A 20,530-nucleotide genomic window follows, 5' to 3' on the forward strand; every position below is an offset into this window, starting at 1 on the left:
ATTCATCCTCTCAATACGAAATGAGTATTCAAAAATATTATAGCACAGGTGTCAGGAAAAGAAGCGCATGAGCATGAAAGGAACATATAAAAAAGGTCGCTGCGGGCGACCTTTTTTTACGTAATTTATTTTTTAAACAAGTACGGAACTGTCGTGACAATTACATTTTTTCGATACAGTAGATACGTTCTTAGAAGAACGCCTGACTGATTGTGTAAAATGTAATGCCAGCTCTTCTTCGTAATAAACTGTGGAATAAGCACGGTTACTTGATAATTATGTTTATCAGCTTTTTCCTCAATTAAATCAATAACTCGACCCATCGGACGTATGAGGCTTCGGTACTGAGACACGAATGTGAAAAGACGAAGTTCAGGTTTCCATTTTTTCCATTTTTCTTCCATTTTTCGTTCACTTTCTCGGTCAAAAGCAACGTAGATCGCAATGACTTCGTCACCAATGGACTGTGCGTAAGCAAGAGAATTTTCAACCACTTTTGTAATACCAGCAACTGGTACAACGACAATGTTTCCTTTTATTGGCTGTGATGTTTCGCTTTCATAAATGCGAAGTTGATCTCCTACGGCATCATAATGGCTCTTGATTCGTAAAAACATAAGAACAATTAGTGGCATAAAGATTAGCACAGGCCATACTTGCGTAAATTTCGTTGTAAAGAGAATAAATACAACAAGCAGCGTGATAAGCGCTCCTAAAAGGTTAATTAGGAATCGATGTTTCCAACCTTTTGGCTTTTCTCGAATCCACTTCAGAATCATACCTGTTTGAGACAGTGTAAATGGAATAAATACCCCAACGGCATAAAGCGGAATAAGGTTTTCCGTTTTTCCTTGAAAAGCCACAATCAAAATGATTGATAAAATGCTTAGGATGATAATCCCATTTGAATAACCTAGGCGATCACCGCGAATTGAAAACATACGCGGTAAATATTTATCTGTTGCTAAGTTAACGGCAAGAAGAGGGAACGCTGAGAATCCTGTGTTTGCCGCTAAAACTAAAATCATCGCTGTTGTAACTTGGATAAAGTAATAAAGCGTGCCTCGTCCAAACGTATCAGACGCAATTTGAGAAACAACCGTTTCTTCCCCGCGTGGCGAAATTCCATACCAATACGCTAGGAATGTAATGCCTGAGAATAAGATTGCTAGTAGCAGCCCCATCATCATAAGCGTACGAGCCGCATTTTTTGCCGCAGGCTCTTGAAAGTTTGGAATGGCATTTGATACAGCTTCAACCCCTGTTAAAGCTGAACATCCAGATGTAAAAGCTTTAAGTAATAGAAATAAGCTAACTCCGGATACGTACGTACCTACAGGTGGATGAGCATGAGCAGGCGCATGGCCTGTTGCGATATTAAAAAGCCCTACTCCTATCATAATGAACAAGCCAAGAACGAATAGATAAACCGGATAAGATAAAATCGTGGCTGATTCAGTAACGCCACGTAAATTCAATACGGTAATAAAAATAACTAATACACAGGCGATTGCTACGTTGTGCTGATGTAGGGCAGGAAAAGCAGACGTAATGGCATCTGTTCCCGCAGATACACTAACTGACACCGTTAAAATATAATCTACGAGCAGTGATCCTCCAGCAATTAAACCAAATTTCTCTCCTAAGTTTGTTTTGGAAACGACGTAGGCTCCACCGCCGTGTGGATAGGCATAAATAATTTGACGATAAGAAAAAATGAGCGCAATTAACAAAATTAAAATTCCTAAAGCAATCGGTAAGGAATACCAAAAAGCTGTAAAGCCGATGGTAGCGAGTACGATGAGTACTTGCTCAGGACCATACGCTACTGACGATAGAGCATCTGAAGAAAGGATCGCCAAAGCCTTTGATTTGTTCAGGCGTTGTTCACCTAGCTCCCTTGTTTTTAACGGCTTTCCAATTAATAGTCTTTTAAGTGACATATACATATCAAGTTCACCATCCACATTATAATGCAAAGATAAAAACCAATTCATAAAAACGATAAATAAATATGCCTAATTTATTCACTTTTTTCCAAAAAACGAAACTCATGGAATAAGATCTGTGATGTATCAAAATTTTACTACATGAATTCCTCAGATATAGTAGCAGATTATTTTTAAAAAGTAACTCTTTTTTTTGCGACATTAAAAAAATAATAAATATGTTCTATAAAATTGTTGAACATTTTTCAAAAAGGATTATGATAGACGATGGGGATGATGTAACCCCATTTGAAAAATTTGTTTGGATTAACTAATCCTATTTGAGCAAACAGTATAAATGAATCATCAACTTGCTATCGCCGAGTTGATTAATGATAAAAGATAGTTCTTATAAAACGAAGGAGCAGTGGCTATGAGTACATTTTACCTTTCAAATGACGGATCAATGAAGACTTCTCTAAGAGGAAAGGACGTTCTTTCTACTCCTATGCTTAATAAAGGGGTAGCTTTTACAGAAGAGGAGAGGGAGGAATTAGGTCTAGACGGAATTTTACCTCCAACAGTACTAACCTTAGAAGAACAGGTAAAACGCGCTTATCGTCAGTTTCATTCACAGCCGAATAACCTGCGTAAAAATGTTTGGCTAAGTGACTTACATAACCGTAATATGGTGCTTTTTTATCGCTTGCTAACCGAGCATTTAAGCGAAATGCTACCAATTGTTTATACACCTACAGTCGGACAAGCGATTCAAGAATATAGTTATGAATATCATCGTCCAGGAGGCGTTTATTTATCCATCAACGATGTCGATGGTATTGAAAAAGCGTTCAACAACATTGGCGTAGACCCGAATGATATTGATTTGCTTGTTGCAACAGATTCAGAAAGTATTTTAGGGATTGGCGACTGGGGAGTTGGCGGTATTAACATTGCAATTGGAAAACTGGCTGTTTATACAGCGGCAGCAGGAATTGATCCTAGCCGCGTTCTTCCTGTTGTTTTGGATGTTGGGACAAACAATGAAAAATTATTAGAAGATCCGCTGTACATCGGAAATAGACATGGGCGTATTCGCGGAGAAAAGTATGACCAGTTCATTGATGCTTATGTGGAAAAGGCGGTCGAATTATTCCCGAATGCACTATTGCATTGGGAGGATTTTGGGAATGTCAATGCGCGCAATATTATCGACAAATATGGGGACAAAATCTTGACGTTTAACGATGATATCCAAGGAACAGGGGCTATCACACTAGCGGCTATTTTATCAGCTGTTCAGGTGACGAATACAGAGCTTAAAGATCATCGAATTGTCGTTTTTGGTCCTGGAACAGCGGGTATTGGAAACGCTGATCAAATGAGAAAAGATATGGTCTTAAACGGTCTTTCAGAAGAAGAGGCATATCAACGTTTTTGGGCAATTGATCAAAGAGGTCTTTTAACAGATGATATGGATGATTTACTTCCGTTCCAAACCCCATATGCGCGTCCAGCTACAGAGGTAAAGGACTGGGAGCGAAATGGAAATGGTATTATTTCATTGCTTGATGTCATAAAGCATGTCAAACCAACAATTCTAATCGGGACATCGGGTGTGCCTGGTGCGTTCACGGAAACGATCGTTCGTGAAATGGCAAAACATGTGGAGCGTCCTGTTATTATGCCAATGTCCAATCCTACATCGCTTGCAGAAGCAACGCCGGAAAATATCATCGAATGGACGGAAGGCAAAGCTCTTATTGCGACGGGAAGTCCGTTTGAACCTGTTGTTTATAAGGGTGTCGAATATGAGATTGGTCAATCAAATAACGCATTCATTTTCCCAGGTCTAGGACTTGGTTCAATCGTTGTAAAAGCGAAATTAATTACAGATGGCATGTTTGCAGCAGCAGCAAAAGCGGTAGGTGATATGGTGGATAGTCGTAAACCTGGTGCTTCTCTGCTTCCGAGCGTAAAGGAAATTCGTTCCGTTTCGTTAGCGGTAGCTATTGCGGTGGCGAAAGTGGCGATTGAAGAAGGAATTGCTCAAGATCCCGTAGAAGATATTGAAAAAGCAGTAAAAGAAGCAATGTGGCATCCAATCTATAAGCGAGTAGAGGCACAATAAATGTTTAAAAGGGGAGAGCTTTGGCTGATATCCTTAGCTCTCCTTTAATTTTCTATATGGCTAAAAATGAATTTTTGAAGGCAATAATCTGCATAATGAAACGCATCAATTTCTGTCAAGCGTTCGCTGTACGGGCGATATTTATCTTCTTCAAATGCTGTAGAAAATTCAGTGATTTCTTCCTGCATCACGTGACGCAATTCATGGAAAATCGTTTGGAGAAGTTCATAATAGTCATTGAACGAAAAGATAAAAATGACCTTAATTTCACGCCAGTACATACCGGAAGAAAAAAGGAAGATTTCTACTTCCTCTTGCCCAAGGTCGGCTGCAATTTTATTGGCATCACAGGTGTCACAAAATACAATCGGAACGTCAATAAATGTTTCCATGCAATGAAATACTTCGTGTTGCAATATATCTAAATTCCAAGAAAATGAATCTTCCATTACATACCAATTGTTGTATTCTTGAAAAAATCCCCTTTTATCTAGTATTTCTCGAAGTGTTTTTTTCATCGTTAAGCTCCTTTCACTTTATATTCCCTTCTTTATGCTAAAAATAAAGGTTATTTTACGAAATATTATGAATAGAATAACTTTTTTATGTACAAATTTGGTGCATTGACAATTCTGCTTCTAATATAGTAACTTGATATTAACAACTCAATTATATAAAGCTTAATCTATTAGAGCGGGGGACCCGACCTGGTGCTATGTACCTAGGGGTGAATCCTTTTTTTGAAAAGGTAGGATACTCTCAAATCCGAATCCGACAGCTAACCTCGTATGCTTATTGAGAGAAAGACTGTATTTATTGTACGCAAAAAGACTGTTCTTTCTTTAGGGACCAGTCTTTTTTTATACGCTAATATAGGATTTCCGTTTTTCGACGAATTAAACTTGAAGAGAAGAGGTAGAGGCACTTGCTGTCACGCCAGGTTAAAATTAGTCCACCACAGTTTTTAATTTTGACGTTTGTCGTTTTTATCATATTGGGTACTATGTTACTGAAGATGCCAATTTCTTCTAATCAGCCTATTAGCTGGCTTGATTCTCTATTTACGATTACATCCGCTATGACCGTGACGGGATTAGTGGTAGTCGATACTGGAACAGCATACAGCTATGTAGGACAGGTCATTATTATGATTTGGATTCAAATTGGCGGACTTGGAATTATGTCTTTCGCTATTTTGTTCTTCATGTTTTTAGGAAAAAAAATCGGATTTCGGGAGCGCGTACTAATTCAACAATCCTTAAATCAGACAACCATAGGAGGAGTCATTCGCCTTGTGCGATCGCTTTTTGCTTTCTCACTTATTATCGAGGGAATTGCGGTTCTATTCCTTTCGATTCGTTGGGTTCCCGAGCTAGGTTGGGGAAAAGGGTTGTATTATAGCCTTTTCCATGCGGTCTCTGCTTTTAACAATGCCGGGTTTGGGCTTTGGCCTGATAATCTGATGAAGTATGTGGGAGATCCGATTGTAAACCTTACGATAAGTGGGTTGTTGATTTTAGGTGGATTGGGCTTTACGGTGATGGCGGATGTTTGGCGTAAGCGGACATTCAGCAAGCTGAGCTTACATTCAAAATTAATGATTGTAGGTACTATTGTTTTAAACATCGTAGCTATGGTCATCATCCTATTGCTGGAAATGAACAATGCCAAAACGCTTGGTTCACTTTCCTGGTCAGATAAGCTTTGGGCTGCATATTTCCAAGGAGTCAGCCCTCGAACGGCCGGTTTTAACACGATTGATGTTACCCAAATTAACGATTCTACTGCTTTCTTTACCATTATTTTGATGTTCATTGGAGCAGGGAGCGCTTCAACGGGTGGGGGCATTAAGTTAACGACCTTTATAATCATCGTTTTAGCCGTTTTTACGTACCTGAAAGGGAAAGAAGAAATCACAACGTTCAAGCGTTCGATTGACAACAAACTCGTTTTTAAATCATTGGCAATCGCGATGATTAGCATCCTGTTTGTAATACTCGCCGTTTTTATACTCAGTATTACAGAAAAAGCTCCATTCGTAAAAATTGTTTACGAAGTCGTCTCAGCATTTGGGACTGTTGGATTGTCCATGGGGTTAACATTTGATCTCACATGGATTGGCAAAGTAGTGCTAATTTTCATTATGTTCTTAGGTAAGTTAGGACCATTAACATTAGCATTCTCATTAGCACGAAGAGATTCCTCTAAAATCCGCTATCCGAAAGAGGATGTTCTTGCAGGGTAGTATAACTGGGAAGTAAGAACCATTTTCCTTTCTTCTGTTCTTAAAAGAGGAAAAATTCTGTTAATATGAATAAGAGACATACAATATTCACCTAGAAAAGTGCTTTCTTCACCATAGAGAAATAGGTAGCGCTTTAATAAGGATAAATTAACAACAACATATGTAGGGGGAGGCCATCTATGAAAAAGCTCAGATTGGGAATTGCAACACAGATACTTATTGGTTTAGTACTAGGTGTAGTAGTTGGGGTTATTTGGTATGAGAATCCAGGCGTGGAAACATATTTAAAACCTTTTGGGGACTTGTTCTTACGCTTAATTAAAATGATTGTTATTCCGATTGTTGTATCAACATTAATCGTTGGTGTAGCAGGAACAGGTAGCGGAAAAAATGTTGGACGATTAGGTGGAAAAACGATTCTTTATTTCGAAATCATCACAACATTTGCGATTGTTTTAGGTGTACTACTAGCGAATATTTTCCAAGTTGGACACGGGGTAGATCTTCAAGCTGGTACGAAAGCAGATATTAGCCAATATCAAGAAACAGAAAAATCTCAAGAACAAAAAACAGTGGCAGAGACGTTCTTGCATATTGTACCAACGAACTTATTCCAATCTCTTGCTGAAGGAGACATCTTAGCGATTATCTTCTTCTCTGTTCTATTCGGTATTGGAGTAGCTGCGATCGGAGAAAGAGGAAAACCAATCTTACAATTCTTTGAAGCCACGTCACATGCCATGTTCTATGTTGTAAATCTAGTGATGAAATTTGCACCTATCGGAGTATTTGCTCTAATTGGTGTAACGGTTTCGAAGTTTGGTGTAGATTCATTACTATCATTAGGAAAGCTTGTCATTTTAGTTTATGCCGCTCTTATTTTCTTCCTAATTGTTGTATTAGGATTTGTGGCTAAAATGTGTGGAGTGAATATCTTTAAGTTTTTACGCTACATGAAGGACGAGCTGTTGCTTGCCTTTAGTACATCAAGCTCTGAAACAGTACTACCACGAGTAATGGAGAAAATGGAAAAACTAGGATGTCCAAAAGCGATTGTTTCCTTTGTTATTCCAGTAGGTTATTCCTTTAACCTAGATGGGGCCGTATTGTATCAGGCCATTGCTTCTTTATTCCTTGCGCAAGTGTATGGCATTGATTTAAGTATCGCCCAGCAGCTTACATTAATCTTAATGCTGATGCTTACATCAAAAGGAATGGCGGCTGTTCCAGGAGCTTCATTAGTTGTACTTCTTGCAACGCTTGGTACGATCGGCGTGCCTCCTGAAGGACTTGCATTTATCGCTGGAGTGGACCGTATCCTTGATATGGGACGTACAGTAGTGAACTTGACAGGTAACGCACTAGCAGCTGTTGTCATGTCAAAATGGGAAGGCGTTTATAACCCTCAAAAGGGAACTGAGATTATGACAAATTCTTATCAAGAAAAAGTATCTTAATAAATAGGAAGAAATCCGTCACGGTACGTGACGGATTTTTTCATTCTACGGGATTCGCGATCATTTGAAAATGCCCCGGCAACAGCTGAATTTTACAAGGCGTTTCTAAGACGTGTTCGCCATCTGTATCAATGGAGTGTGGCTGTAAGGTCTGAATATCAATCGATGTTCCTTGGACATGAATGATATTTTCACTAAACTCTTGGTTAAAAATACGAGAAGAAAAAAATTCTTTTAATGTTTGAAGATCCGTATTTTTTACCATTAGAATATCAAGTGTTCCATCATTATATGACACATTCGGAATGAAGGAAGACATTCCTCCTATATATTCTCCGTTCCCAATTAGGAGCATGACTAATTCTTCATTATATTGCTGTCCATCAACTGTTACGCTTACGTTGAGCGTATCGGCCTCTTTTAACGTTCGAAGAGTACTTAAATAATAGCCTAGCTTTCCGAACAATGATTTTTCATTTGGGTCAATATTTTTGGAAACTTCCTCAACTAATCCCATTCCCAAAAAGTTAAGAAAATAATGCTCGTTTGCTTGAGCTACGTCTACGTGCGTCGTATAGCCTTGGACGATCGTTTGAACAGCCTGTTTAATATTTTGCGGAATCCCTAACGTCCGTGAGAAGTCATTGCATGTTCCACCCGGAATAATCGCGAGCGTTGGGCGCTTATGAAGGGGAGCTAGCCCGTTGGTACATTCAAAGACCGTTCCATCGCCGCCAAAGACAATTACTGTGCTTACGTGCTCTCCGTATTGCCGACAAAACTCTTTTGCATCGCCTTCTTTTTTCGTATGGAGAATTTTTAAGTCGTTATATTTCATTGATAGCTCAGGCAAAATGTCCTTTAAAGAATTCACTAAATTACCGTTTCCGGCTTTTGGATTAATGATTACAAGGGCTTGATCTGTTTGATTTTCCATCGTTTACGATCCTCCGTGACAGAGTATGTTATTTCAAAACGAGCGTATGTGCTCTTGTTTACAGTCATTCTTTTGTTTTTCCTTTTTCGGTGACTTTTAAACTATTATGATTATGATACATAGAGATGATTTCTTATATAAATGTAATAAAAGTCAAGACTCCCAAGCAATTGAATACAAGAAGTCGCTGGTTCGAACGAGCAAAGGATAAGGTGTTTATTTCCTTTCTGAACTTGACCGCTTCTTTCACAACAAAAAGTGATGTATAATTTAAAAGCGGTGCCCAAATTGGGTATACTGATCATACATTAAAAGAACAACTTAAAAGAAATGGAGATATATATGAGTACTGAAAAAATGAAAGATATTATTGATGGACGACGTACGTTTGCGATCATTTCACATCCAGATGCCGGGAAAACAACGCTTACTGAGAAACTGTTGTTGCTTGGGGGAATGATTCGTTCCGCTGGTACAGTTAAAGCGAAAAAAAGCGGAAAGTATGCAACCTCAGATTGGATGGAAATTGAGAAGCAGCGTGGAATTTCCGTTACTTCAAGTGTTATGCAATTTTCTTACAGCGATCATCATATTAATATTGTTGATACACCAGGTCACCAAGATTTCAGTGAGGATACGTACCGTACGTTAACAGCCGTAGATAGCGCAGTAATGGTAATTGACGGAACAAAAGGGATCGAGGAGCAAACTCTTAAATTATTTAAGGTTTGTCGTATGCGTGGAATTCCTATTCTGACGTTTATCAACAAACTAGACCGTGAAGGAAAAGACCCTCTGGAATTGTTAGAGGAGATTGAAGACGTGTTAGAAATTGAATCATACCCTGTTACGTGGCCAATTGGAATGGGAAAACGATTCCAAGGTACGTATGACCGCTTTACGAAAAAAATTGAGATTTATCGCGGAAACGAAGATTCATTCCACGTAGATTTCGACGGTAAAGAAGCAAGCGATGAAGTGCTTCAAAACGTGACTCCTGAATACGTAGAAACGCTTAAAGATGAGATTTCTCTTTTAGACGAAGCGGGTAATGATTTCTCCGTTGAAAAAGTGAAAGCTGGAGAGCTTACGCCTGTATTCTTCGGAAGCGCGATTGCAAACTTTGGTGTTCAATCGTTCTTTGATGCATTTTTAAACTTAACGTCTCCACCCCAACCAAGAAATTCAAGCATTGGAGAAATTACGCCTGAATACAAAGATTTCTCAGGATTTATCTTTAAAATTCAAGCAAACATGAACCCAGCTCACCGCGACCGCATTGCATTTGTTCGTGTATGTTCTGGAAAATTTGAACGTGGAATGAACGTAACGCTTGCTCGTACGGAGCGAAAAATGAAATTGGCACAGTCTCACCAGTTCTTAGCTTCTAGTCGTGAAACGGTTGATGAAGCTTATCCAGGGGATATCATCGGGCTATATGATGCAGGGAACTACCAAATTGGTGATACAATTATCGGAGAAGGTCAAGTGTTCAAATTTGAGCCGCTACCGAAATTCCCACCGGAGCTTTTTGCAAAGGTACGTGTTAAAAATGCGATGAAGCATAAGCATTTTGAAAAAGGGATTACACAGCTCGTGCAAGAAGGAGCTGTACAGCTTTATCGTACGCCTTATTTCAACGATCTGATCCTAGGAGCAGTAGGGGAGCTACAGTTCCAAGTATTTGAGCATCGTATGAAAGCTGAATACAATGTTGATATTGAATTCAGCAGAATGCAGCATAGTATTGCACGCTGGGTTGATAAAAAGCAGTTGAAAGATGGCATGACCGATTCTCGTGTATTACATGTCGAAGATCGTGATGACCATAGCGTATTGCTGTTTGAAAATGAATTTGTCTTCCGTCTCTTCCAAGACAAATACCCAGATGTTAAATTGTTGAATATTTTCGAAGTATAATATTGAAGTTCAGGGGCGTTTGCTCCTGAACTTTTCTTTATTTATCCGAAAATTAAGAATTAAAAAATAATAATTATTTCAAAATAGCATTTGACATTTTGGAGCAAACATTATAGAGTAGGACAAGTATTCAAACAAATGCATAAACGAATTCTTCTTATTGAGAGAGACGGAGGGACTGGCCCTACGATGTCTCGGCAGCGGACTTAGAACGAAGTGCTGTGCCAAATCCAGCAGGGATTACCCTGAGAAATAAGAAGAGGATTTCTTATAAATTGTCATAAGGCCTCTTCTTACGTATAAGAAGAGGCTTTTTTCGTGCAAATTAAAAGGAGAGGTGAAGGAACGTATGACGGAAACAAAAAGTAATCCATGGGCGCTTCTGCCGTTATTTATATTTCTTGCTTTATTTATAGGTTCAGGTGTGATTACAGGTGACTTTTATAAGCTTCCCGTGGTCGTGGCGATCTTGATTGCGTCGGCTGTCGCGTTAGTGATGAATCGAAAGGATTCGCTAACGGTTAAGATGGAACGTTTTGCTAAAGGAGCAGGACACCCTGATATTATGATTATGGTATTTATTTATATTTTAGCAGGTGCTTTTGCTGAAACGGCAAAGGGAATGGGAGCAGTAGAGTCGACTGTTAATCTTGCTCTTACAGTGATTCCACAAAACTTGTTAATTGTAGGTCTCTTTATTATTGGAGCATTCATTTCATTAGCCATGGGAACATCCATGGGGACTATTACCGCTTTAGCTCCAATCGGTGTAGGAATTAGCCATCAAGTAGATATTAATGTGGCATTATGTATGGCTGCTGTCGTAGGCGGGGCGATGTTTGGTGACAACTTATCCGTGATTTCAGATACGACAATCGCAGCAGTTCGAACACAGAAAACAAAAATGACGGATAAGTTTAAAATGAACTTTCTAATCGTCTTGCCAGCGGCTCTTATTACAATCGTTATTTTGTTTTTTGTCGCATCCGGTGCACATTCACAAATTGATATAAAAGATTTTAATTGGGTGAAAATTATTCCTTACATTGGTGTTTTAGTTGCAGCACTGTTTGGATTGAACGTTCTTGTTATTTTATCGGGAGGAGTCATCCTGGCTGGAATTATTGGATTAGCAGACGGTTCTTATACACTTTCAAGCCTGTTTCAGAAAATGACAGACGGTATTTTTGGAATGTCAGAGCTGATTATCTTAGCTCTACTAATCGGTGGTATGGTTGAACTGATCAATCATAATGGAGGTATTCAGTACTTGCTCAATACCTTAACTAGAAAAATTCGTTCTCCAAAAGGAGCACAATTTGGGATGGCTGGCTTAGTAAGTGCAACAGATCTAGCAACAGCGAACAATACGATTTCCATTATTACCGTGGGTCCTTTAGCGAAGAAAATTGCAGACCAATATGGTATTGATAATCGTAAATCGGCAAGTATTTTGGATATTTTCTCATGTAGTATGCAGGGGCTAATCCCATACGGTGCACAGTTACTGACCGTTGCACAGTTAGCTTCTATCTCACCAATTAGTGTACTGCCATATTCGTTCTATCCAATTTTAATTGCTATTTGTGGTATTCTATCTATTGCTACAGGCTATCCAAAACTGAAGCGTTCAAAAGAAACGAGCGGGATTTAAAAAGAAGCAGGGTATCCTGCTTCTTTTTTGTTTAAATTATGAAATTTACTGCTATAATTTTGATAAGTAGAAAAGCATGGAGAGGAGATTTGTATTGTTTAAATCGAAGCTGCAGTTTTGGACATTTGAAATTTTACTTATTGTTCTAATTATATTTGTGAGTACACAAATATCCTTTATCTTTAAACCAATTGGAACATTTGTCAGTACATTATTTTTTCCTGTTCTTATTTCAGGATTTTTGTATTTTCTTTTTATTCCAATTGTACGACTGCTTGAAAAAATTAAAATTCCGAAGGCACTCGCAATTATTATCCTGTATGCCATTTTTGTAGGATTAGTGACGCTTTTAGGAGCGCTTGTAGGGCCAGCACTATCAAAACAGGTGACAGATCTAGCGGACAATATGCCGCAGTATGTGGACCAAATTCGTACGTTAATAAATGATTTATCGAATTCAAAAGGGTTTAAATGGATTGTAACACAGGACTATGTTTCCATTAAAAAAGTAGAAAATTCATTGGTTGATTTCTTTTCTAACTTCACGAAAAACATTACATCCAGTCTTGCTACCATTTTTGGTGTGATTACGAATATCACATTAACGATTGTAACAGTGCCGTTTATTCTATTCTATATGCTGAAAGATGGTCACAAGTTTCCGAATGCGCTTATTCGTTTTCTTCCTCAAACCTATCGCAAGCAAGGCTTAACAATTATTGATGATACAGGTGAGACGCTTGCAACTTACATTCAAGGCCAAATTATTGTTTGTATTTTCGTTGGAGTATGTACGTATATAGGGTACTTAATCATCGGACTTCCTTACGGTTTAGTGCTTGCGATACTTGGTGCAATTACGAATATCATTCCATATGTAGGGCCATTTATTGGAGCAGCTCCAGCCGTTGTTATCGGGCTTTTTGGCTCGCCAACGCTAGCGATTCTCGTTATTGTGGTAATCGTAGTCGTACAGCAGTTAGATGGGAACTTTATTTCCCCGCTTGTAATCGGCAAACGACTAGATTTACATCCGCTTACGATTATTATTATTTTATTAGTAGCAGGTAACTTGGCAGGGATTTTAGGAATGATCTTAGGTGTTCCGGTTTATGCGGTTTCCAAAACGATTGTGTTAAATATCGCGAAGTTTGTTAAGCTACGCTCTCAATACAAAAAAGGACTGCGTAACGAAGATATCGAGCTTTAAAAGTCGAGGATAGCCAGTTGTGGCTATCCTCATTTGTTTGTTATTCAAAGACATAGGACAAAGCTTGTAAGGCCTGTGTGGGGGTTTCTACAACGATATTTGCCTTATTAGAGAGCTCTTTTAGCGCATGATGAAATTCCTGTGGTCGGATTAAAATGAGCGGTTTACCGAGGCTTATAGCGGCTGATGCATCCATAGCAGTATTCCACTGTTTATACTTTTCACCAAATAGAGCTATCACAACATCCGCTTTACTCATCAAGATTGTCGTACGGAAATTATTGAAAGACGAAGCCGCTTCATCTTTTAATATAGCGTTTGGCTGCTTTCCTAAAATCTCTTCGCCGATATTATCGGAACGATCATGATTTTCCATTGGTCCCACAAAATCAATCGGCAAGTTTTGCTCTTTCGCATGCTGTTTAAGTTCGTCTCTCCAGTTATCATGAATTTGTCCAGCTAAATAAACGGTTAGCTTCATTTTATTTCCTCCTTTTTATATAGTTTACCTCATCAGACAAGAAGCTCAAACTTATGTCGTAAATGGAAGAAAATATTCGGTTTTAAAATATTTCTAGGGAAATATGTCGAGTAGAAAAGAAGCATTTTGAGGAGGGAATAGGAGAATAAAAAAAGGACGGAAGAAATCCGTCCTTTTAGTTATTCCATCATTGCTGTTAACTTCTTAGATAGAAGAAGCAGAAGTAATCCGGCTACGATAACCGCAATACCGATGATTCCAAATACCTCAAAGAATCCTAATGATTCTGTTGTTGAAGCTAATTGACCAGCGACAACGTTTGCTACACCTGAGCTTGATAACCAAACACCCATTAATAGTGAAGCTAATTTAATTGGCGCGATTTTACTTACCATTGATAATCCAACTGGAGAAAGCATTAATTCCCCAACTGTATGGAAGAAGTAAGTCATAACAATAAATAGCATGTTTGCTTTTGTTGTCATTTCACCTGCACTACCACCTGTTTGCATAACTGCAAGTAGTAATACCATGAATCCTACACCTAGGAAAATAAGACCAAAGGCCATTTTCGTTGGAATTTTTAAGTCACCGCGTTTTGAATTCCCTAATTTGAACCATAGCATTGAGAATAGTGGTGCTAGTACAATGATGAAGAATGGGTTTAAAGATTGGAACCAAGAAATCGGAACTTCCCATCCAAAGATTGTACGATCAATAAAGTCTTGCGTATACAGTGTTAATGACGAACCAGCTTGTTCAAATCCTGCCCAGAAGAAGACAACGAAACAAGCAAGAATTAAGATAACAGCCGTACGCTGTTTTTCTTTTTTTGTTAGTGGTTGTTTTTCTTTTGCTACGTGCTCAGCTGATTTTTGTGGTTTTCCAGTAGGTGTTTTCCCAATGTCACCTAAGAAGCGATTTCCTAATACATTGAATAAAATTTGACCTACGATCATACCGATACATGCTGCTAGGAATCCATATTTGAATCCGTAGTGAACAACACCATTAATTGTTGTTTTAAAGTATGTTTCAGCTAAGTACCCACACACAAGCGGTGCGAACACAGCTCCTAAGTTAATACCCATATAGAAAATCGTAAAGGCACCGTCACGACGGCTATCATTTGGTCCGTAAAGCTCACCAACGATTGTAGAAATATTTGGTTTAAAGAATCCGTTACCGATAATCAGTAATGCAAGACCAAGGTAAAACACTTCTTTACTTTGATAAGCGAATAATACAAAGTTTCCGGCTGCCATTATGATACCACCGATTGTAATCGCTAGACGCTGACCTAAGAAACGGTCTGATAAATACCCACCAATGATTGGCGTTATATATACGGCTCCAGTAAAGAACCCATAAATTTGTAGAGCAGTCGCTTTCTCAAAGCCGAGTCCTCCACTGATTAATTCAGTTGTAAGGTAGAGAACAAGAATGGCTCTCATCCCATAATAACTAAAACGTTCCCACATCTCTGTTAGGAATAATAAATAAAGACCAGGTGGATGCTTTTTCTTTGGCTGTTGTTCTCCAACAGGCGCTTTTTCCACAGCTGCTTCCATATCTTCTGCCTCCTCTATGACGAATGAATTATTTGAATTTACAAAATATTATTCATTAATATAATTATTCAGAGATAATGTTAATGAATATTCTGTAAATAAACACCGAAAAAAATGATTGTCTAAAACCTTTTGATATAAAAGAATAATTCAGACAATTCAAAAAATCAAAAAGTGTTACCTGTAAAATAATTTAGCATTAATTATTTTATTTGTAAATTAATTATTAATATATCAATATACTTAAAATTCGTCAATACGATGATTATTAAAAAAAATGTATTTTTATTTACGTGATCGCGCTAAAGCGTTGATAATAGTAAGGTTAGGGAATAGTTAAGTCTTGAAAATTTTTTAGAAAAAAGTTTATTACACGTTTATGTAAAAATGAATCAAAAAAATTTTCAACATCAAATTGATGATCTGTAGCAATAGTTTGCTCATTTTTACGGAAGATATGTAAGAAGCAGAAGGGCAAAATGAAGCCGAATGTTTAGCAAAAAAAGGTAGAAGATCCGCGGATCTTCTACCTTTTTTTGTTTATTTAATATAGGTCGTTAATCAAAATGGAAGGTAGGAATGCTAAGATTTTTCGAACGTCTGGCCACAAGCAAATAAATGGTGCCGATAAACGACCAGATAACTCCTATTAGCAGGGAATGTTTTTCTAAATGAAACCATAAGAAAAGAATGAACAAAAGCCCAAAGCATGGAAATACAGCATGTTGAATAATGGATGTGAACGTATGACGTTTTTGTCGTAAAAAATAATGAGCGAATACGGCAATATTCACTGCGCTAAAAGCGACTAGAGCTCCGAAATTAATTAGTGAAGTGGCCGATTCCAGTGTTAAGAACAAGGAAGTACATGAAATGGCCCCGACAAAGAGAATGTTCCAAATGGGCGTTTTTGTCTTCGGATTCACATATCCAAAAATTTCACGTGGCAAATACCCGTCTCTTCCCATCGCAAAGAGAAGACGGGAGGCGCTCATGTGAGAAGCTAATCCAGAAGCAATCGTTGACGTAAGAGCGGCTGCTACAAAGATGGATTGAAATAGCTTCCCACCTAACGAATATGCAATCTCGGCAGAAGCACCCTCGAGATCTTTAAACTGATCCGCAGAAGGAAAAAGTAATTGTGCAAAATAAGAAACAGCGATAAACAAAATACCTCCAATGAGTGCAACAAGCAGGATACCTTTTGGAACCGTTCTTTTTGCATCTATTGTTTCCTCTGATAGTGTTGTGACTGCATCAAATCCTAAAAACGAAAAGCATAAAATAGAAGCTCCGTTTAGTAGAAGAGAAGCAGATAAGTTTCCACTCGCAAAGGGAGTAAACGACCATGAACCGTATGATTGAGTGGAGCTTAAAACAATAAAAACAATCGCTACGATGACTTGAAAAAGTACAAGAATACCGCCGAATGACACCGCTACTTGAACGCTAAAAATATTCAGCAACGTCATGATGACAATAAATGTTAGAATCCATACAGACTTCGGAACGTTTGGAAATAACGCTGATAAATAGATATTCGTTAACAGCGCATTAATCATAGGAAGAAACAAGTAATCTAACATTGCAGCCCAGCCAACTAAAAAACCAACACTCGGATTGATGGATTGCTGAACATATGTATAGGAAGACCCTGCGTTCGGAAATGCTCGTACCATTTTTCCGTAGCTAAAGGCTGTAAACAAAATGGCAATGAGAGTGAACGTATATGCACCTGAAACGTGTCCATTCGTCGAATCTGTCACAATTCCGAATGTATCGAAGACTGCCATTGGCGCCATGTAACCTAATCCAATCACAACAATGTGCCAGAGCTTAAGTTTTTTTGCAAAGTAATCAGTTGATGACAAAGTGTGTACCTCATTTCGTATGAATAATAATAAATTATAAATTATTATTATTCTTTTAAAAAGAATTGTTTTTCCCGAGTGCTGACTTTTTTCTCGAGTGCTGATCACACGGGTAGTAGAGCATTAGAGATTCTCTAATCCTTTGAAAGATAACGGAAAAAACGACTTCAAACAAACGTTTGTTTAGAAATGATTTATGAAATAATTGACATAAATTCAGCTTAATGTTAACTTTTTTATATATTAAGTTTACATATAAGTAGGTACATAAAAAATTAGTTCGATGGGGTGAGGTAGAATGGAGACAGTAGCAAAGAAAATGAATTGGAGCGAATTGGCTGAGGGAGTGATAAATGGAACGAAGATTTCAAAAGAGAATGCCCGGTCCATTTTAACTTCTCCAAACAAAGATATTCTGCAATTAATGGATGCCGCTTATCAAATACGTCATCATTATTTTAGTAATAAAGTAAAGTTAAACATGATCATTAATACGAAATCAGGTCTTTGCCCTGAAGATTGTGGCTATTGCTCACAGTCGATTGTATCTGAGGCCCCTATTGATAAGTATGCCTGGTTGACGAAGGAGAAAATCGTAGAAGGAGCATATGAAGCAAAACGACGAAAAGCAGGTACGTATTGCATTGTAGCATCAGGTAGAAAGCCGACAGACCGCGAAGTCAATCATGTCATTGGAGCAGTTAAAGAGATCAGAGAACAAACGGATTTAAAAATATGCTGTTGTCTTGGATTTTTAAATGAGGATCAAGCTTCACGTTTGGCAGAAGCAGGTGTTCATCGCTACAACCATAATTTGAATACACATGCTGATCACTACGAAAGTATTTGTTCTACTCATACATATGAAGATCGGGTAGAGACGGTTAATCATGCAAAAGATGCTGGTATCTCACCATGCTCCGGCGCCATATTTGGAATGGGTGAGACGCTTGACCAAGTCGTTGACATTGCATTTGAATTAAACCGACTGGATGCTGACTCCATTCCATGTAATTTTTTAGTAGCAGTCGAGAAGACACCATTAGAAGGAACAAAAGAATTAACCCCCCTACAGTGCTTGAAAATTCTTGCAATGATGCGGTTTGTAAATCCAACTAAGGAAATTCGAATTTCAGGGGGACGGGAAGTAAATCTAAGGGGATTACAGCCGCTCGGGTTATATGCAGCTAATTCAATTTTTGTGGGCGATTATTTAACAACAGAAGGACAGGAGCCTACGGATGATTGGCAGTTAATAGAAGACTTAGGATTTGAAATTGAGGAATGTGCATTATAAAAGGAGACGGTCACAAGGCCGTCTCCTGCTTTATTTTGCTTTTTCTGGGTAACGAGACTTTAATGTGTCAGCAGAATGAAGTAATTGAGCTTGTTCTTTCTCGCTTAGTGATAGTTCTATAATGCGCTGAATCCCGTCCTTATTTATAACGGCAGGCACCCCTATGTAGACGTTATCTATACCGTATTGGCCTTCTAAGAGCGTAGAAACGGTTAGAATGGATTGTTCATTATTCAAGATCGCTCTTGTAAGACGAACGAGTCCCATCGCAATGCCGTAATAGGTTGCTCCTTTACGATTAATGATCTGATAGGCGGCATCTCTTACATTAACGAAGAGCTGTTGCATATCTGGATGAAGAGGTGCTTCTACACCATTTAAAAATTGCTGAATTGGCACGCCTCCAATTTGAGCATGACTCCAAACGGGCAATTCTGTATCACCATGCTCGCCTATAATATAGGCATGAACGTTTCGAGGGTCGATGTGAAAGTAATCACTTAGTAAATAGCGAAATCTTGCTGTATCCAATATTGTTCCAGATCCAATAACTCTTTCTTTCGGTAATCCAGATAGCTGCCACGTAACGTAGGATAGAATGTCAACAGGGTTCGTTGCGACCATCAGAATTCCTGAAAATCCACTTTCCATGATGGCAGGGACGATTTTTTTGAAAATGTCGATATTTTTCTCTGATAAATCCAAACGAGTTTCTCCAGGCGCCTGATTAGCGCCTGCAGTAATGACAACGACATCTGCGTCTTTGCAATCTTCATAGTCACCAGCTGAAATGGTGAGAGGATTACCAAAGGGAACAGCGTGATTCATGTCAAGAGCTTCTCCGAGCGCTTTTTCCTTGTTTGCGTCAATTAGCACAAGTTCATTTACTAGTCCTTGATTGACAAGCGAAAATGCATAGCTTGATCCGACGAATCCGGTACCGATTACAGCCACTTTTCGAGTTTTAGAAAGATATTGCTTACCCATAAGTTATCACCTTTCTGTAAGCCTCATTTTAACTACATATTTATTATAACATTGGTAAATAAGGGATTTTGTTACAAAAAACATACGAAATTAATACAAATTATTGAACATGTTTTGAAAAGGCGTTTGACAGATTCACATATCTTACATATAATAATCTTTGTTTCGAGATATTACATTTCAAGATATGTAATAAAATAAACACATTGAACTCTAGGTATTTTTAATTATTTTTCATTCATAAATCTTGAAATAACAATAATTTAATTGAAAATATAGTAAATGATAGGATATTATAGTAAAGGTTTACTCATTCGAGTTGATATGTATTTATTTGAAATTATTTATTTTTAGGAGGAAATCATGAACAAACGTTACGAAGTAGCAGGTTTATTTATTCGAATCGTGCTAGGAATTACCTTTTTTATTCACGGTTTAACGAAATTCCAAGACGGAATTAGCAATACGGTAGGTTTTTTCAACAGTGTCGGAATTCCAGGATCTTTAGCTTATGTAGTGGCTATTATTGAATTAGTAGGAGGCTTACTATTAATTCTAGGTCTAGGCACACGTTGGGTATCAGCATTGCTATTTATTGTAATGCTTGGCGCAATGATTACGGTGAAGTTCTCAGCAGGATTTGTTGGGGGCTACGAGCTTGACCTGGCTCTATTAGCAATGGCACTTTATCTTGTCATCTCAGGCAGTAAAGTATTATCAATCGATAAACTATTTACAAAAGAATCTACTTATTAATAAGCAAAAAGAGCATGGAGATTCATTTCTCCATGCTCTTTTTGTGTATAAAAGTGGGGGAGGAGACGAAATGATTCGCTTTTTC

General features: G+C 38.1%; 15 protein-coding genes and 2 riboswitches. Of the genes, 8 read left to right on the forward strand and 7 right to left on the reverse strand.

What is annotated here, in order from left to right; all coding sequences use genetic code 11:
* Nucleotides 1-125: 125 nt before the first annotated feature.
* Complete coding sequence (locus tag IE339_RS02880) at nucleotides 126-1,949, reverse strand: APC family permease (protein ID WP_242173365.1); 1,824 nt, start codon at nucleotides 1,947-1,949, stop codon at nucleotides 126-128.
* A 412-nt stretch (nucleotides 1,950-2,361) separates the two neighbouring features.
* Between IE339_RS02880 and IE339_RS02885 the strand changes: the two genes are divergently transcribed.
* Nucleotides 2,362-4,059, forward strand: coding sequence for an NAD-dependent malic enzyme (locus tag IE339_RS02885; protein ID WP_242173367.1), 1,698 nt, complete (start codon nucleotides 2,362-2,364; stop codon nucleotides 4,057-4,059).
* A 44-nt stretch (nucleotides 4,060-4,103) separates the two neighbouring features.
* Here the strand turns inward: IE339_RS02885 and IE339_RS02890 are convergent, their stop codons facing one another.
* Nucleotides 4,104-4,577: a DUF3920 family protein gene (locus IE339_RS02890; RefSeq protein WP_242173369.1), complete on the reverse strand. Its 474-nt coding sequence runs from the start codon at nucleotides 4,575-4,577 to the stop codon at nucleotides 4,104-4,106.
* Between the two features lie 149 nt (nucleotides 4,578-4,726).
* Nucleotides 4,727-4,866: riboswitch (cyclic di-AMP (ydaO/yuaA leader) on the forward strand.
* Nucleotides 4,867-4,984: 118 nt separating this feature from the next.
* Here IE339_RS02890 and IE339_RS02895 point away from each other — a divergent pair.
* Together IE339_RS02895 and IE339_RS02900 are read left to right on the forward strand one after the other, a co-directional pair.
* On the forward strand, nucleotides 4,985-6,304 hold the full coding sequence (locus tag IE339_RS02895; protein WP_242173371.1) for a TrkH family potassium uptake protein: 1,320 nt from the start codon (nucleotides 4,985-4,987) through the stop codon (nucleotides 6,302-6,304).
* A 179-nt stretch (nucleotides 6,305-6,483) separates the two neighbouring features.
* The gene (locus IE339_RS02900; RefSeq protein ID WP_242173373.1) at nucleotides 6,484-7,761 is read left to right on the forward strand and encodes a glutamate/proton symporter GltT; all 1,278 of its coding nucleotides are present in this window, start codon (nucleotides 6,484-6,486) and stop codon (nucleotides 7,759-7,761) included.
* Nucleotides 7,762-7,801: 40 nt separating this feature from the next.
* On the opposite strand, the gene IE339_RS02905 is transcribed toward IE339_RS02900, so the two are convergent.
* Nucleotides 7,802-8,698, reverse strand: coding sequence for a diacylglycerol/lipid kinase family protein (locus IE339_RS02905; protein WP_242173375.1), 897 nt, complete (start codon nucleotides 8,696-8,698; stop codon nucleotides 7,802-7,804).
* A 342-nt stretch (nucleotides 8,699-9,040) separates the two neighbouring features.
* On the opposite strand from IE339_RS02905, the gene IE339_RS02910 reads away from it, so the two are divergent.
* The 3 genes from IE339_RS02910 to IE339_RS02920 all read left to right on the forward strand — a co-directional run bounded on the left by IE339_RS02910 (nucleotide 9,041) and on the right by IE339_RS02920 (nucleotide 13,482).
* A complete protein-coding gene (locus IE339_RS02910; protein WP_242173379.1) occupies nucleotides 9,041-10,618 on the forward strand; it encodes a peptide chain release factor 3 in 1,578 nt (525 codons plus the stop codon).
* A gap of 154 nt (nucleotides 10,619-10,772) precedes the next feature.
* Nucleotides 10,773-10,877, forward strand: a riboswitch (SAM riboswitch).
* 90 nt (nucleotides 10,878-10,967) lie between these two features.
* A complete protein-coding gene (locus tag IE339_RS02915) occupies nucleotides 10,968-12,272 on the forward strand; it encodes a Na+/H+ antiporter NhaC family protein (protein WP_242173381.1) in 1,305 nt (434 codons plus the stop codon).
* 94 nt (nucleotides 12,273-12,366) lie between these two features.
* Nucleotides 12,367-13,482, forward strand: coding sequence for an AI-2E family transporter (locus IE339_RS02920; RefSeq protein WP_242173384.1), 1,116 nt, complete (start codon nucleotides 12,367-12,369; stop codon nucleotides 13,480-13,482).
* A 40-nt stretch (nucleotides 13,483-13,522) separates the two neighbouring features.
* Here IE339_RS02920 and IE339_RS02925 read toward each other — a convergent pair whose 3' ends face one another.
* From IE339_RS02925 to IE339_RS02935, 3 genes are all read right to left on the reverse strand, one after another.
* The gene (locus IE339_RS02925) at nucleotides 13,523-13,963 is read right to left on the reverse strand and encodes a YtoQ family protein (protein ID WP_242173386.1); all 441 of its coding nucleotides are present in this window, start codon (nucleotides 13,961-13,963) and stop codon (nucleotides 13,523-13,525) included.
* Nucleotides 13,964-14,142: 179 nt separating this feature from the next.
* On the reverse strand, nucleotides 14,143-15,534 hold the full coding sequence (locus IE339_RS02930; RefSeq protein ID WP_242173390.1) for a peptide MFS transporter: 1,392 nt from the start codon (nucleotides 15,532-15,534) through the stop codon (nucleotides 14,143-14,145).
* Between the two features lie 557 nt (nucleotides 15,535-16,091).
* A complete protein-coding gene (locus IE339_RS02935) occupies nucleotides 16,092-17,405 on the reverse strand; it encodes an APC family permease (RefSeq protein ID WP_242173392.1) in 1,314 nt (437 codons plus the stop codon).
* 298 nt (nucleotides 17,406-17,703) lie between these two features.
* On the opposite strand from IE339_RS02935, the gene bioB reads away from it, so the two are divergent.
* Complete coding sequence (bioB, locus tag IE339_RS02940) at nucleotides 17,704-18,702, forward strand: biotin synthase BioB (RefSeq protein ID WP_242173394.1); 999 nt, start codon at nucleotides 17,704-17,706, stop codon at nucleotides 18,700-18,702.
* Between the two features lie 30 nt (nucleotides 18,703-18,732).
* Here the strand turns inward: bioB and IE339_RS02945 are convergent, their stop codons facing one another.
* Entirely contained in the window at nucleotides 18,733-19,689 is a 957-nt protein-coding gene (locus IE339_RS02945) for an L-lactate dehydrogenase (RefSeq protein WP_242173396.1), read from the reverse strand.
* Nucleotides 19,690-20,052: 363 nt separating this feature from the next.
* Between IE339_RS02945 and IE339_RS02950 the strand changes: the two genes are divergently transcribed.
* Nucleotides 20,053-20,445, forward strand: coding sequence for a DoxX family protein (locus tag IE339_RS02950; RefSeq protein ID WP_053400674.1), 393 nt, complete (start codon nucleotides 20,053-20,055; stop codon nucleotides 20,443-20,445).
* Nucleotides 20,446-20,530 lie beyond the last annotated feature (85 nt).

The sequence above is a fragment of the Priestia koreensis genome (assembly GCF_022646885.1).
Taxonomy (GTDB): domain Bacteria; phylum Bacillota; class Bacilli; order Bacillales; family Bacillaceae_H; genus Bacillus_AG; species Bacillus_AG koreensis_A.

What these genes read in the sequence shown, in the direction of transcription:
- IE339_RS02880 (WP_242173365.1), bottom strand. Translation starts at nt 1,949, where the DNA reads ATGTATATGTCACTTAAAAGACTATTAATTGGAAAGCCGTTAAAAACA.
- IE339_RS02885 (WP_242173367.1), top strand. Translation starts at nt 2,362, where the DNA reads ATGAGTACATTTTACCTTTCAAATGACGGATCAATGAAGACTTCTCTA.
- IE339_RS02890 (WP_242173369.1), bottom strand. Translation starts at nt 4,577, where the DNA reads ATGAAAAAAACACTTCGAGAAATACTAGATAAAAGGGGATTTTTTCAA.
- IE339_RS02900 (WP_242173373.1), top strand. Translation starts at nt 6,484, where the DNA reads ATGAAAAAGCTCAGATTGGGAATTGCAACACAGATACTTATTGGTTTA.
- IE339_RS02905 (WP_242173375.1), bottom strand. Translation starts at nt 8,698, where the DNA reads ATGGAAAATCAAACAGATCAAGCCCTTGTAATCATTAATCCAAAAGCC.
- IE339_RS02910 (WP_242173379.1), top strand. Translation starts at nt 9,041, where the DNA reads ATGAGTACTGAAAAAATGAAAGATATTATTGATGGACGACGTACGTTT.
- IE339_RS02915 (WP_242173381.1), top strand. Translation starts at nt 10,968, where the DNA reads ATGACGGAAACAAAAAGTAATCCATGGGCGCTTCTGCCGTTATTTATA.
- IE339_RS02925 (WP_242173386.1), bottom strand. Translation starts at nt 13,963, where the DNA reads ATGAAGCTAACCGTTTATTTAGCTGGACAAATTCATGATAACTGGAGA.
- IE339_RS02930 (WP_242173390.1), bottom strand. Translation starts at nt 15,534, where the DNA reads ATGGAAGCAGCTGTGGAAAAAGCGCCTGTTGGAGAACAACAGCCAAAG.
- bioB (WP_242173394.1), top strand. Translation starts at nt 17,704, where the DNA reads ATGGAGACAGTAGCAAAGAAAATGAATTGGAGCGAATTGGCTGAGGGA.
- IE339_RS02945 (WP_242173396.1), bottom strand. Translation starts at nt 19,689, where the DNA reads ATGGGTAAGCAATATCTTTCTAAAACTCGAAAAGTGGCTGTAATCGGT.
- IE339_RS02950 (WP_053400674.1), top strand. Translation starts at nt 20,053, where the DNA reads ATGAACAAACGTTACGAAGTAGCAGGTTTATTTATTCGAATCGTGCTA.